General features: G+C 31.8%; 14 protein-coding genes. All 14 read right to left on the bottom strand.

What is annotated here, in order from left to right:
• Positions 1–211: 211 nt before the first annotated feature.
• On the bottom strand, positions 212–1198 hold the full coding sequence (locus DG435_RS08670; RefSeq protein ID WP_159098250.1) for a DUF2268 domain-containing putative Zn-dependent protease: 987 nt from the start codon (positions 1196–1198) through the stop codon (positions 212–214).
• Positions 1199–1329: 131 nt separating this feature from the next.
• Complete coding sequence (locus DG435_RS25500) at positions 1330–1494, bottom strand: hypothetical protein (RefSeq protein ID WP_159025720.1); 165 nt, start codon at positions 1492–1494, stop codon at positions 1330–1332.
• A 286-nt stretch (positions 1495–1780) separates the two neighbouring features.
• Positions 1781–2833, bottom strand: a complete 1053-nt coding sequence (locus tag DG435_RS08665; RefSeq protein ID WP_106794279.1) for a serine hydrolase — start codon at positions 2831–2833, stop codon at positions 1781–1783.
• 295 nt (positions 2834–3128) lie between these two features.
• Positions 3129–3395, bottom strand: coding sequence for a hypothetical protein (locus DG435_RS08660; RefSeq protein ID WP_106794317.1), 267 nt, complete (start codon positions 3393–3395; stop codon positions 3129–3131).
• A gap of 202 nt (positions 3396–3597) precedes the next feature.
• On the bottom strand, positions 3598–4335 hold the full coding sequence (locus DG435_RS08655) for a hypothetical protein (protein WP_159025721.1): 738 nt from the start codon (positions 4333–4335) through the stop codon (positions 3598–3600).
• 131 nt (positions 4336–4466) lie between these two features.
• Complete coding sequence (locus DG435_RS08650) at positions 4467–5894, bottom strand: amidohydrolase family protein (RefSeq protein ID WP_106794281.1); 1428 nt, start codon at positions 5892–5894, stop codon at positions 4467–4469.
• A 93-nt stretch (positions 5895–5987) separates the two neighbouring features.
• On the bottom strand, positions 5988–7115 hold the full coding sequence (locus DG435_RS08645) for an AraC family transcriptional regulator (protein ID WP_106794282.1): 1128 nt from the start codon (positions 7113–7115) through the stop codon (positions 5988–5990).
• Between the two features lie 429 nt (positions 7116–7544).
• Positions 7545–8429: an RNA polymerase sigma factor gene (locus DG435_RS08640; protein WP_106794283.1), complete on the bottom strand. Its 885-nt coding sequence runs from the start codon at positions 8427–8429 to the stop codon at positions 7545–7547.
• Positions 8430–8497: 68 nt separating this feature from the next.
• A complete protein-coding gene (locus tag DG435_RS08635) occupies positions 8498–8935 on the bottom strand; it encodes an SRPBCC family protein (protein WP_106794284.1) in 438 nt (145 codons plus the stop codon).
• 6 nt (positions 8936–8941) lie between these two features.
• A complete protein-coding gene (locus DG435_RS08630) occupies positions 8942–9586 on the bottom strand; it encodes a DinB family protein (protein WP_106794285.1) in 645 nt (214 codons plus the stop codon).
• Positions 9587–9652: 66 nt separating this feature from the next.
• Entirely contained in the window at positions 9653–10114 is a 462-nt protein-coding gene (locus tag DG435_RS08625; protein WP_106794286.1) for a hypothetical protein, read from the bottom strand.
• A 244-nt stretch (positions 10115–10358) separates the two neighbouring features.
• Entirely contained in the window at positions 10359–11786 is a 1428-nt protein-coding gene (locus tag DG435_RS08620; protein ID WP_106794287.1) for an SDR family oxidoreductase, read from the bottom strand.
• 90 nt (positions 11787–11876) lie between these two features.
• Entirely contained in the window at positions 11877–12323 is a 447-nt protein-coding gene (locus DG435_RS08615) for a hypothetical protein (RefSeq protein WP_106794288.1), read from the bottom strand.
• A gap of 270 nt (positions 12324–12593) precedes the next feature.
• Complete coding sequence (gene aqpZ, locus DG435_RS08610) at positions 12594–13280, bottom strand: aquaporin Z (RefSeq protein WP_106794289.1); 687 nt, start codon at positions 13278–13280, stop codon at positions 12594–12596.
• Positions 13281–13671: the final 391 nt, after the last annotated feature.

The following is a 13671-nucleotide window of genomic DNA, read 5'->3' as shown; positions in this document are numbered from 1 at the left end:
GTGTATATGTATTGCCTACAATTAAATATAATTACCACAGTAACTATGTTTCTTTTATATGCGTAACTAAAATAAGGAATATTTTACGCTTCTAACCCTTTTGTTGTAATATTGAGGTTGCTATCCGTTTTAAGGCATGTAATTATGAGTCAGATTGTTACCAGAATTGATGCAGTGTTACGTTTTTTTATAGATGTTGTAGCGTGTTGTTTTATTCGAATTTTTTAGAATATTCTGATTGTTCGAGAAATTGCCTATAATTATCAATATTCAATATATCTCGTAAGGCTTTTTTCTTATCATTCGATTTTTGATAGTATGCTTCTACTATTTTATATCCCATCCAATATCCCAAATTCTGAGGTCTTCCATCGGGTGTCTGACTATATAGCCAAGGAGATAGGTCTTTAGAATTAAGAGAATTATTGAATTCGATCCATAATTCACGTTCATTTTTTTCTCCATATGGATATACATCAGCACCATTGGCTAACTTTGTTTTTTCACCTGAAACAAGTTCTGCAATGAAATCTGCGCTTCCTTCCCTGATACAATATTTGAGTAATGTTTCATCTTCGATATCGTCTTTTTGAAGAAAATGAATAAGTTCATGAATAACAACGTTTGGCATTATTTCTATGTCCAATGAAGGTCTTCCGTAATCTGTTGTGAAGTCACCATCTGAATATACTTCTAAAGCGATCATCAAACCATTTTCACTGTCTGTACCACCAGATGTTGTTCTGCCTATTAAAAAATATACAGGAGGAAACACAGCCTCAGGGTACAAATATTCTAATGCATAGCACGAAGCAATTATTTGTTTTTTAAAATCAAGAATTTTGTAAGATGATGGCCTGATATTGCTATAGTATTGTTTTTCTGATAAAACAAGATCTTTTAATTTTTCGGCACTCTCAATTCTGTCGGGAACAAAATCTTTAAGTCCAATACTTCCGTTTTCTAAATATGTCTCGAAACCATTATTTAGTGTGTCTTTGAGTAGATTGTCATAGGATTTCCAAAAAAGGTCAATATCACTTGTGATTAACTTTATATCACTTGGATACTCTGCAAACTCTGAGGAGTCAGATTGCTTTTCAAATGATTCTTCTTTTGTTTGTTTACAGGAAACTATCAAAAAAAGGACAACTACTGTTTGGATATATTTAACCATAACCATTTTGTGTGTGACCAAAATAAGAAATATTTTACGCTTCTAACCCTTTTGTTGTGATATTAGGGTTTGATAGCCTTGTCCTGAGTTTATCGAAGAGTTCAGGAGGATATGTTTTTTGAGTGGGTTAGTCTTTGAGTTTGTTGTTATCATCAATATGAATAGGGTACAGATAAATTATCCCAATCGAGATTTGCAATTGCATGGAGGTTTTCTTTGTCAATAGGTAAAGCATAATTATCCTGAAACCAAACAATCACTAGTGTAGAACTATTTTCTAAATCATCAATCTCTTCATATCGAAACAGCCAATACATACGATTTTGGGTAGTTCTTGATGTTTTTCTCTTTTTTTACTTACCCATTCTGATTTGATTTCCTGTTTAGGTGGTATAACATGAACAGGTATTTCTTTCCATTTTTTATTTAAATCTGTTTTTATCCTTTCTATTTCTCGTTCATTATAACTTTAGGTAGGAATACCTTCTATTAATTTATCATAAGTCTCCCACTGTGTCAACCGGAATAGTCCAGCCTTTCTGTTATTTGATATTTTGAATTTCATAATGGTATGGATAGTGACTTGTTAAGTGCTATCCGCTTTTATTTTTCACCTTCTAATATGGGAATTAAATACTTTAATAGAATATCAAAAGGGAGCTTTCCTCTCCAGTTTCCAAAGTTACTTCCAGTAAAGGCAATCGCGGCATCGTAATCTTTTAGCACCATCATGTATTGTCCTCCATTTCCAGATGCGAATATTGCTTCCGTTTTAAGGTTTTTATATTGCAATAATTCACGATACCACAAGTAACCGTAATTAGCTGTGGTATATTTTGCGTTCTTTGTTCTAGCAAAGCGTACAAATGACATCTCTACATCATTCAGGCAGTTAGTTGACTCGCTTATCCATTCTTTGCTGACGATTTGTCGACCTTTCCAGTTCCCCTCATTCAAAACCAATTGCGCAATTTTCAGCATATCTAGGGGTCTCATATAAAAGGAACCAGCTGCATAGCCTCCACCATTTGGTGTTACAAACCATTCGTAGCTTTCAATACCAAGTGGTTCAAATAAGTGCTTTTTGGCAAATTCCATAATAGTCATATTACTTGTTCGTGAAATAATTATACCAACAAGTTCAGGTTCCATAGACGTATATGCCCAATTTAGCCCAGGGTCATGTCTAAGAGGAATATCGAGAATGTAGCCTAACCAGTCATCTGTTTCCCACATCTCTGACTCACAGTCAGGTCCGATACCAAAGAAGCCTTCGCACGCTAATCCTGATTTCATCTCTAACAGGTTCTTAACAGTAATTTTTCCTCTTGGGTCATTTTTCCATTCAGTGAAAAACGTATGCACTTTATCATCTAATGTGAATAGTCCTTGATCAATAGCTATTCCAGTAAGCAGGCTGGTTACTGATTTAAATGAAGAACGGGTATCGTGTAAACTGTCCCTATCAAAACCATTAAAATATTCTTCGATAAGTATTTTGTTATTTTTGGCAACCACAATTCCATCAATGTTGGGATATTTATCAGAATCGATAAGCTCTTTAAGTTCGGTCGTTTTATCTTTCGTTGATTGTTGACCTATACAACTTAAACTCAAGAGTAATAATAAAATGATGAGGGTATATTGTGTTTTCATAATTGCAGATAATGTTTCGTATAAGAAACGTAAGGTGGTTAATAAGCAATACGTTTCAGATTGGTACTAAGCCAAATATAAATATCTTTCTTTAAACACCATATTTTGTATTTGGAAACTTCGCAAACAAACCCAAACCTCTAGATTAAGTACAGGAGTCTTATGTTTTCTTATACATTGTTGGGCATTCGTTTTTTATTCCATTTATTTATTTATTTAAGTTTTGTTTATAAGATTTATTAAAATACAGTTCAATTTACAGTCATATTCTGGAATAGAAATTCACTCATTTTAGTCAATTCAGATTCCGTTCATTCAAGAGCACCTCTAGTTCGTTATTTTTTTTTGAATTACTAACCAACTTGTAAATAAAATAGATAGGAAAAAGTAAGGGTATAAGTACCACGAATTTTTTGGCAAAAATCGAAGAAACAATTCCCACAATAACAATACCTGCAAGAAATCCAATCAATATGGCATTTATTATTTTGGATTTTTTTAGTTCCTTTTTTTCAATTAATAGTTGCTCATCAGTTAACTCAGATAGATTCTTTTTTTTCATTATTCGTGTTTTTTTATAACGGTTTGGCATTAAAGCCAACGTTATAAGCATGTGTCGTAGCAGAGCAAAATGTTACCTAACCATTGACATTTTCTGCGTAGATTTTATAACTTTTTCATCATAAAATCTCTGTGCCATAGCAAATATACAAGAACCCTTGGTTTATCCTTTAACTGCTATGACATCATACTTGGTGTTATCATCAGTATTCATTGTTCATTTCATTCTTCATTTGAAGTATTTTTTCTTTTTGTGCTTGGTGATTCTCATCATTAGCTACGTATTCATCGAAACTTTCAATTATTTTCTCTTCATTCCCAGTTCTTAAGTTTTTGAAAACGTATTCCAAAGCATAGAAATCATTTTTTTTGAATGCCCAATATTCAATTTTACTTTTGTAATTATTAGAGTAAATTCTATTCTCAAAAGCTCTTGATAATAAAATCCAATCTGGCTTTTTCGAGTATAAAATGAGACTATCCATTTTTTGTAAATCTCTTGAATCGTTAATTACAAATTTTTCATAATCTTCATTATCGGGATATTCAACTCTACTATTCCAATATCTATGATAAATTAGTGAGGATAATGTTTCGCTACTCATAATGCACCCACAAAAAGTTGAAACAGCGTCTTTATTATCAATAAATCGTTGCAACAGTTTATTTGGCTGGATTAGTTTTCTATCAATTAATGCATAAGATGAATATCCAATTACAGCGAGACTATCGTGATTTGTCAATTTTATTAGTTCATCTTTTGATGCATTTCTTTTTAGTTTTTTAAATTTCTTATACAGACTACTTGAACTTCCACCAAAACCTATTGCTTCACATTCAACTCTATTTTCTTGTGCAATTGAATTTACCAGTGAATCTACATCTTGACAGGAAATTATTCCTAAGGTTAGAATAAGTAAGATGTAAATTTGTTGCTTCATTTTTCTTTTTTTATTGATGATAACGTTTAATATATGTGTCGTAGAAAGCATTGCGCTTTACCAAAAATACAATAACCATCGGATTAAAATCTCTAACTGCTATGACATATACGTTGTTATGCACAATTTTTTTATTTTTTTAAACTATTCAAGAGCTCTTTCCAGTCATACTTTTCTTTATTAGCATTATTCCAATTCTCAACATCAGATAACATAATGTCAATTTTATTTCTATCAATCCATTTACCATTTACGAATACCCCTGAAATTTTGATTGTATTACTGATTTTTTCTAAAGGATTTTCATTAAGTAAAACTAAATCTGCAAACTTACCAGTTTCAATAGTTCCTATTTTATCATCAATTTCAAGCCATTCAGCACCTAATCTTGTTGCAGAAGTTAAAGCTTCTTCATTAGTAAAGCCAGCTTCTACTAACAATTTGAGTTCATCGTGAAGTGAAAATCCCAAAACAATACCAGAAATTCCAGCATCGGTTCCTGAAACCATAGGTACTTTAGCTTCTTTAAAAGCTTTTACAATAAGGATGTGAAAGTCAATCAATTCTTTATAATATGTTATTAAGTCATCTGAAGCTCCATAATAACTATTAGATGTTAGCCATTTATCCTGCATCAATGGATGTACATATTTAAAACCTTGTAAGTTTTCAATATTTTGTAGTGATTTGGCTTGTTTTTCAATAGCAACCATATTGGACAAGTTGGGTATTAACCAAGTGCCATTTTCTTTGGCTAAACGTGCGAATTCTTGTGCTTTTTCGTAGCTGTAATCATCTGTTTGTTTTGATAATTCTTCGGCGTGAGCAATTAAACCGAAATTAGGGATAAAAAAATCTTTAGCTTGTTTTCCTTTAAATGCTACTGGTATATGACCAACAACTTTCATATTTTGTTTTTCAGCTTCATCTACAACTGCTTTGAAGGTTTCTTCATTTAGCCAAGTATAAACTTTTATAAACTCATAGCCTTCTTCTTTAGCAAAACGCACTGCATTTCTTCCATCAGAAGGGTTTTTTGCTGTAAAGTTAGATTTATTTCCGCCAATTACTTTGGCCAAAGCTATTCGTGGTCCAATAATATCTCCTCTAATAATTTCATTACGTTGTCCTATATGTTCAGGTCTTGCAGCCAATTCAAAAACCGTTGTAACTCCATTTGCAATATATGGTGTCATATTGTATTGAGTGTTGAAACTAACTAAAGGGCCTTTTGTTGGGTACATTACAAAAGGAGTTCCATCTGATAATGTATGAACGTGCATATCAATAAGTCCAGGAATTAACCATTTATTTTTTCCTTCAATAATAGTGGCATTTTTTGGTATTGACTTATTAATTGAATAAATTTTATGTTTTTTTATAACAACAGTTGCATTTTTAATGACTGTATTTTTTGTGGTCATTGGAATGATATTCACATTTTTGATTGCATAAATCATTTCTTGATGAGATGATGATTGCTGAACCTTTTCTGTAGGTTTATTTTCACTGCAAGAAATGAAAATAATAATTAGTACTAATAGATGAAATTTTGTCATAATTATATTTTTTGATTGTTCTAACTAGACACAAATATCAATCTAACGTTACATTAATTCTTAATTGGATAAGTCTCAATGCACGCAATGAGACTATTTGTTATTAAAACTATTTTTGTACTCTGAAGGTGAATAGCCTGTTGTTTTTTTAAAAATACGGTAAAAACTACTTTTTGAGTTGAACCCTGATAGTTCACCTATGGCAGTAACAGTATATTGAATTACTTTATCTGTTACTAACATAGTTTTTGCCTCTTCAACACGATGGTAGTTCACTTTATCATAAAAGTTTGTTTTTAAAACATCATTCAAAAATGCTGACAATTTTCTACTGCTAATTTGCATTTTTTGAGACAAATCATTCAAGTTTAAGTCTTTTTCGAGATGAATTTTTTCTTCATTGAAAAGTTTGTTCAATTTAGATTTTAACTCATTTTCTTCTTCTTGTTTAATTATTTTTTTGGTTTTGCTATTTTTAAATAGTAAAATATCCTCAGAAGTAATTTCAGTCAAAAAAATGGTTGTTTGAGATAAACCAAAATATCCTAAATATCCCATAGCTGTTATGACCAAAAATACTGTAATATAAGCATCCCATTCAACATTATATCCGAAATATATTTCAGAAAATGTCATTATTAGATCAGTACTCAAGGCTATTAAGAATAACATCACAAATTTCTTAATCCATACAAAATCTTGCTCCTTAAAAGTTGAGAAAAATTGTTTCAACCTTGGCTTATATTTATAGAAAATATTTAATGACATTAATAAGTAAATAATACCGTAACTGTCTTTTATTAAAGCTAGATTTATATGTTTATTTATTGTTTGTATATATGGAAAGATATTTTTATCAGTTACATAGTTTATAGAAGAAGGTATAATATAAAAAAGTAGGTAAAGGATAAAAGGTATGAAATGTGCAGAATGTCTTATTATGAAATTCTTTTCGTTTTCAAAAAGTGATTTTACGTATAGGTATATCAGTACAGCTAATAAAAATCTTGAGCCATTTTCTAATATAAAAGTTGGTATTAATAGAAAATTCAAATTGTGAAGTAAGCCATAAAAATGAATTATGGTAAAGAGAATAAAAAACCAAAATACAATAAGTATTTTCTTTGGTAATTGAGTGTTATTTGTTTTAAATAATTTTAAAAGAATAATTATATTTAAAACAATACCTACAATTAAGATAAAATCAATAAATAGTTCCAATATTATAAATAAGTTTTTAGATTATAAAATATATGAATTTTGTTGACCTGCTGAAAATTGTGCCTAACAATAATATATGCACCATTACACATATATGCGTTTGGACGAATTTATAATTATTTGTAATCGTTTACAAACATTTGTTTAATCATAAAATCTCACACCTATCAATGCTTTTTGTTTTTTAACCCCTATAAAACATCCATTACCTTTTTTAATAGGGTTACAGGAAACCACATGGTAGGGGAGAACGTTTTTTGTATAGAAGAAGGAGTTGGGTGTGAGGTATGAGGGTTTTAAAGTGCTATTACCAGGATTGGTAAAGTGTTAAGGGTTTTTATCGATAGAATACACGATTAGTCTTTTGCCCTTATTCGCTATTTTTTATAGGAAATATTGTTGGAGGTGGTTATTTTTTAGTAACAATAGCTACAAATCCATGAATCTGGCAAAGTTTTTATTATTTAGAATCTCTTCATATACTTGCTTTGCTTTCATATTGGTTTTAAATGGGTCTTGTTGATATATTTTTGAATATATTTCGTCAGTATTAATGGCGGTTTCGTCCAATTTACTTTCGACATGCTCAAAAATTTTATTTTTATAATTTGATAACCATTTTGGATTTTCAGGGTTAACGATACCTAACTCAATAAACTTTTTGGTTTTATTTCTGCATCTACAAGGATTATTTTCGTTTACTAAACCACATTTTTTATGCATCCATTGGTGTAAATCTTTACGTGTTCTAGAAAGTTTTTTTCTAAAATTAACTGGTGTAATATCAAAAATTTCAGAAGCTAGATTATGGTCTATTTTAAAAATTTCTCCTACTATATATATTAATCGTTGACTTCTATCCAAGCACATAAGCATACCAGCAGTACAAGCAATTCTTGCTTCTTGAATGGATTGCCCCATAATTTCATTCGTATTCTCTCCCTCTGTAATAAAGATATCCGGGACAGAATCCATAAACCCAAAAAACTTAGTGAAGGTTAGCTCTTTTTTTTCTGAAGCGCTTTTCTTTAAATTTAAAATGTGGTTAAATGTAATTCTATAGAGCCATGTTCTAAAACGAGATTTTGAACTATCGTATTTTGCTAAATTTGTAATCAATTTAATCAATACTTCTTGGGTGGCATCTTCGGCATCTGTAACATTGTTCAACATTTTTAATGCAATATTGAAAATATAATTTTGATGCCTGTTTAAAAGTTTATTTAAGCTTTTCTTGTCTCCTTTTTTTGAGTTAGTTATTAATTTTTCATCAATCGAATCGTCATAATTGGCAAGTTTTAGAGGATTTTCCATAAGTAGTATGTGTGAGTATAAAAATAGGTAAAAGGAGCAAGAATAACTCACTCCTTTTACCTGTTATTTTATGATGCAGCAACCATTTCTAGTTGTATTAATCCAGATTGTAACAGACTTTTCATTCCATCTTCTAATTCTATATAGAGTTGGTCATCCAATTTTTGTGTAAGATCAAAATTTAGTTTCCAATGCACATAAGTTTCATCGTTTTCGTTTAAAACCTGCATTCTTCCCCATATATTTTTTGTGGGTGTTTCTAAGTTGTGATGGTCTATGATGTATGTAAAGATTTTATCATCTTCGTCGATGGTAATGATAGATTCTGCTATGGTATGTCCTTCTTGAGTTTTACAGATTCTTTTAGCACCAACACCTTCTCCCATTAAGTCACAGCTAGCAATAAATGGAAACCATTTGTCCACATTATTTCCAGTTTTTAGAATGTCCCAAATATTGTTGCTTGACGTATTATATCTATGTTTAATTTCTATTGTACAATTCATTTTTATTTACTTTATCGGAAAATATTGTTGAACAGGGGGTGTAATATGATTTAGACGTAGATATACTAATGCTTGAGCACGATGATGTGCTGTATGTTCTCTCATAAAATCCAAATATGCATATTTAGAATAATCGGGCTTGTTTGGCATAAATATCATGGTTCTCTTTTCTTTCAAATCATTATCAGACATACCTTTTACAGTTTTTGTTACGGCATCAAAAGATGCGCTAACAAACTCCTTTATCTCCGATTTAGTCAATCCTGTTTTTTCAAAATCAGATGGTGGTGCTACCGGTGGCTGATCATTTAAAAAAATACTGTTCATGCCTTGAAGAATACCACCTAGATGTTTAAACTGTTGTGCAAATGTTCTTACACTGTCTACCTTTATAGACTTGTAGTTAAATTTGCTAGCAGGCATAGCATCAATTACTTGCAAGGTGTAGGTTTTGGAAACTTCCCATGTAGCAAGAAAATTTTCTTTTCTTTCTGATGATTTTTTTTCATTTACTTTGGTGAAATAGCAATTTTCTTTAGTGCAAGAATTATTTTTTTCTTTTACGGTAGTAAAAGAGTACATCACAATACTCAAACCGATAAGTAGTATTAGGGCAGTTGAAAACCTTAATTTTGCCGTTACATTCTTCATTTTTATTTATTTTAATTAATATATACTGTTTGTACAATCATAAATGCCATATGTGACAGTTAGCTATTATTTTTTTAATCGGATATGGGTTGTGCCATAGCCATTATCCCAGGTACCTTGGGCTTCTCCATTATTTTTAAATATTAAATTCTGCTCTCCATAAAACCGATTATCGTTCGTTTTATAAAAACCATCAAAACGGTTTTTGCTGGCATTGTATTTACCAGTTAACACACCAGAATGATCTCCATCCCCTTCCCAAAAGGATTCATAATGGATAATTAAAGTTCCATCTTGTAAAAGTTTAGCATCCAATACTTTTCCCTTACTTGTAGCTGTACAGGAAAAAGAATAGTTGGTTGGAGTTTTTAAAAATGGATCTATGTTTGATTTCTTAATGACTTCATTCATGATTTGTTGTTGATTAGCTAATAGGTTTGTTTCATTAATAAAAAAGCTTATAACTGTATACCCTACGGCAATACCAAGAGCAGCTTTGATGAGTTTTCTTGTTTGTTTTTTATTCATTTTTATTCTTTTGTATAGTAGTTATACAACAAAACCTGTCGGGTGTGACAGGTTTTTAGATAAAATTTATAGCTATTATGATATGTTGTCTTAGTAGGAAAACTTTTTTTGTAAGAAGGATAGAAAAGATTCAGAATATGCTCTATAATTTTAGCAAGGGAGAGAAAGTTTTTTGTTTGGCTACAAAAGAGATGCAGGAGTAGGGAATTGTGAAGGGTTTTAGAAATGTCTTTACCAGAATTAATTAGGCCTTGTTATGTGTACTTATTTGGTTGATTAATCCTTTAAAAATAAAGCCATGAAACGGGTATACAGCATACCAGTATAATCTGCCAGCCAAACCTAAGGGTCTAAATGTGGCAGTTTGGATCACATCGTTATCCACTATTTTAAATTCAAGCCAGGCTTCTCCCGGTAGTTTCATTTCTGCAAAAAGTAATAATCTTCCTTCTTGTTTATTTGCATAGAGCACCCGCCAGAAATCTAATGAGTCTCCAACAGATATAGTGGATTGATTCGTGCGACCTCTTCGCAATCCGACTCCACCAAATAGCTTATCAAAAAAACCACGGATTTTCCATAACCAATCCCCATAATACCATCCGTTCTCACCTCCAATACTCCAGATCTTCTCTATTGATGATGCATAGTTTTCAGTTTGTCGAACACGCATGTCTTTAAAACATCCAAATTCTGGAACCGCTATAAATTCTGATATGTTGCTGGTTATCTCACTACTAGAATAAGAATCTTTCCAGCTTGAAGCAATCTCATTGTTTTTAATATTATCAAATGCTCTTAATAAGGCTTCCTTGTAGGATATGGGTTGGATTTTTAGTAGGGTATTGATTTCATTATTTCTACATACAACTTCAACCTTCATACTATCGACTAAGGATCTGGCCAACTTGTAAGAAGTAGAGGTTACAAAATATAGCCAATAAGAAGAAAGCTTCGGGGTCATTACAGGTACGGTCCAGATTCTCCTTTTTAAATTTCTAACTTTAGCAAAATCAAGTAGCATTTCTTTATACGATAGAATATCATCACAACCAATATCAAAATTCCTGTTGTATGTTTCCTCTTTAAGGATGCATTCGGTTAAAAAGCTTTGCACATCTGCTATCCCTATGGGTTGACATTTGGTAAGAAGCCATTTTGGGGTAATCATAACAGGAAGCTTTTCTACCAAGTCGCGCATGATTTCAAAGGATGCACTGCCCGATCCAACAATGATTCCTGCCCTAAAGCAAGTGAGGTTGTAGCTGCCTTTACCTAGCTCTTCTTCAACCGTTTTTCTTGATAGCAGATGTTTAGATAAGTTAGATTCATTAACTATACCACTTAAGTATATCACTTGTTTAACAGTTGTATTAGATAATGTATTCCGAAAATTGATAGCAGATTTTTGTTCTAATGATTTATAATCGTCAGATGTCGACATAGAGTGTACCAGATAGTACGCCACATCAATATCATCTGGGATTTTTGAAAGAGAAGAAGCATCTAATAAATCAATTTCTAGTACAGAAATACTTGCGCTTAACGATTGGGGAGGATGAAATCTAGAGGTATCCCTAACGCAACATACCACATGATGCCCCTTATTTACTAATAAAGGGAGAATTCGTTTGCCGATATAGCCTGTAGCACCTGTTAGGAGTATTTTCATTCGTGTAAACATGACTTATATATAGGGCATATATATCCTTTATACTTGTTTGTACTTATGTCTATCAAAATAATAACTAGAGAGTTTTATCTAAAATACAATAATATATGCGATATAGGTTAGAAAAAGTAGCTGAATAAAATTAATAAGTAATGCCATTTTAACGCCCTTATGTTTTCTTTTTAATCCTTTTTCTAAATCATAAATTTGACTATCGATATCTTTTTTTTCTTCCTCTTTTTTATTGCTATTCGCAATACTATTAAAAAACCAAAAGAATTTTTTATACGAATTTAAATAGGGGGTTATTGTATACACGGTAATCAGTATCGAAAAAAACGAAAAAAGGATTATTAAACTGGTGATCACCTTAAACGGAGAAAGGTGTAAGGGAGAAACGAGTGTTGTTAACTCTCCTATGATTATTGTGATGCTAACGATAATCAATATATTAAGGATTAAAATAAACACCCCTTTAGTATTGATTTCGGCATCATATCCAGCAAATCGTTCTATTGTTTTATTTTCGTAGCCCATTTTAAATTTAGTATTAACAATGATCCAAATAATGATATTCTAAATACGACCAGATAATGTTACCTGGGTAATATCTATCTCTCTTATATAAAAGTACGACGACCTTTTTTAATAAAGTTACGGGAAACCTCATGGTAAGGGGATGATTGGTTCTCGATACAATTTTTCTCCATTACATTACGAAAAATCACTTGAACTGATGAGCATGAATACTAAACCCTTGCATAAATCATCATGCAAGGGTTTAGTATTATAGGTTTATTGTGCTTTTTATGCTTCTTCTGGAGAAATAAATTTGTACACCAATCCGGCTAAAATCGCTCCTATGATTGGAGCTACCCAAAATAACCATAATTGCTCTATTGCCCAACCTCCTGCAAATAATGCCTGGCTCGTACTTCTGGCAGGATTTACCGAAGTGTTGGTTACTGGTATACTTATAAGGTGAATCAGAGTTAACCCTAATCCTATGGCAAGGCCTGCAAAACCTTTAGGGGCTTTAGAATGAGTAGCTCCCAGAATAATGATCAAAAACATAAATGTCATTACTATTTCGGTTATTAAAGCTGCAAGCATAGAATAGCCACCTGGGGAATGCTCTTCATATCCATTAGCAGCAAAGCCACCAATTTCGAACCCAGATTTTCCTGTAGCAATAAGGTATAAAATTCCTGCACCGGCAATACCACCCAATACCTGGGCAACAATGTAAGGTAGCAGTTCTTTTTTATCAAAACGACCACCTATCCATAAACCGATAGATACTGCAGGATTAAGATGGCAACCCGAAATATGCCCAATGGCATAGGCCATCGTTACAACGGTTAAACCAAATGCAAGGGCAACTCCTGCAAATCCAATTCCTAACTCTGGGTATGCTGCTGCTAATACAGCACTTCCACACCCACCTAATACTAACCATAAGGTTCCAATAAATTCTGAAATTAATTTTTTCATGTTGTTTATTCTAGTGTTGATGTTAATAATGAGGGTATGAATTACTAAGGTACTTATATTTCTATTATAGGTTATATTCTCGTATGATCTTTTCTTTTAACTTCGGATTAAGTGCAGAATAATAGGATAACTATAGTATGATCACTCACTCAGAGGGGGCATATTAATAATTGAAAACACTACGTCACATCGAGTGTTTTTTTGGAGCATAGCGTAGAAAAAATGTATCGAGATGCTTTTGAAAACGATAACAACTATTGATTCTCGATAGTCCTGATGACTTTTTCGATACACTCAGGACAGGCCTGCCGAAGCACTATAGTTTCCTTTAGCATTACAACAAACCACTTGATCAGATAAGTACCTATTAAAAGAAACCCCCTGCTTGATG

The organism is Aquimarina sp. Aq78 (genome assembly GCF_900299525.1).
Lineage (GTDB): Bacteria > Bacteroidota > Bacteroidia > Flavobacteriales > Flavobacteriaceae > Aquimarina.
The sequence above is the reverse complement of the archived record's forward strand: the minus strand, read 5'-3'. Positions and strand labels throughout refer to the sequence as shown.

Coding starts and splice junctions, on each gene's coding strand:
- DG435_RS25500 (WP_159025720.1), bottom strand. CDS start 1,494: ATGTATTGGCTGTTTCGATATGAAGAGATTGATGATTTAGAAAATAGT.
- DG435_RS08640 (WP_106794283.1), bottom strand. CDS start 8,429: ATGGAAAATCCTCTAAAACTTGCCAATTATGACGATTCGATTGATGAA.
- DG435_RS08665 (WP_106794279.1), bottom strand. CDS start 2,833: ATGAAAACACAATATACCCTCATCATTTTATTATTACTCTTGAGTTTA.
- DG435_RS08625 (WP_106794286.1), bottom strand. CDS start 10,114: ATGAATAAAAAACAAACAAGAAAACTCATCAAAGCTGCTCTTGGTATT.
- DG435_RS08655 (WP_159025721.1), bottom strand. CDS start 4,335: ATGAAGCAACAAATTTACATCTTACTTATTCTAACCTTAGGAATAATT.
- DG435_RS08660 (WP_106794317.1), bottom strand. CDS start 3,395: ATGAAAAAAAAGAATCTATCTGAGTTAACTGATGAGCAACTATTAATT.
- DG435_RS08635 (WP_106794284.1), bottom strand. CDS start 8,935: ATGAATTGTACAATAGAAATTAAACATAGATATAATACGTCAAGCAAC.
- DG435_RS08650 (WP_106794281.1), bottom strand. CDS start 5,894: ATGACAAAATTTCATCTATTAGTACTAATTATTATTTTCATTTCTTGC.
- DG435_RS08615 (WP_106794288.1), bottom strand. CDS start 12,323: ATGGGCTACGAAAATAAAACAATAGAACGATTTGCTGGATATGATGCC.
- aqpZ (WP_106794289.1), bottom strand. CDS start 13,280: ATGAAAAAATTAATTTCAGAATTTATTGGAACCTTATGGTTAGTATTA.
- DG435_RS08630 (WP_106794285.1), bottom strand. CDS start 9,586: ATGAAGAATGTAACGGCAAAATTAAGGTTTTCAACTGCCCTAATACTA.
- DG435_RS08620 (WP_106794287.1), bottom strand. CDS start 11,786: ATGAAAATACTCCTAACAGGTGCTACAGGCTATATCGGCAAACGAATT.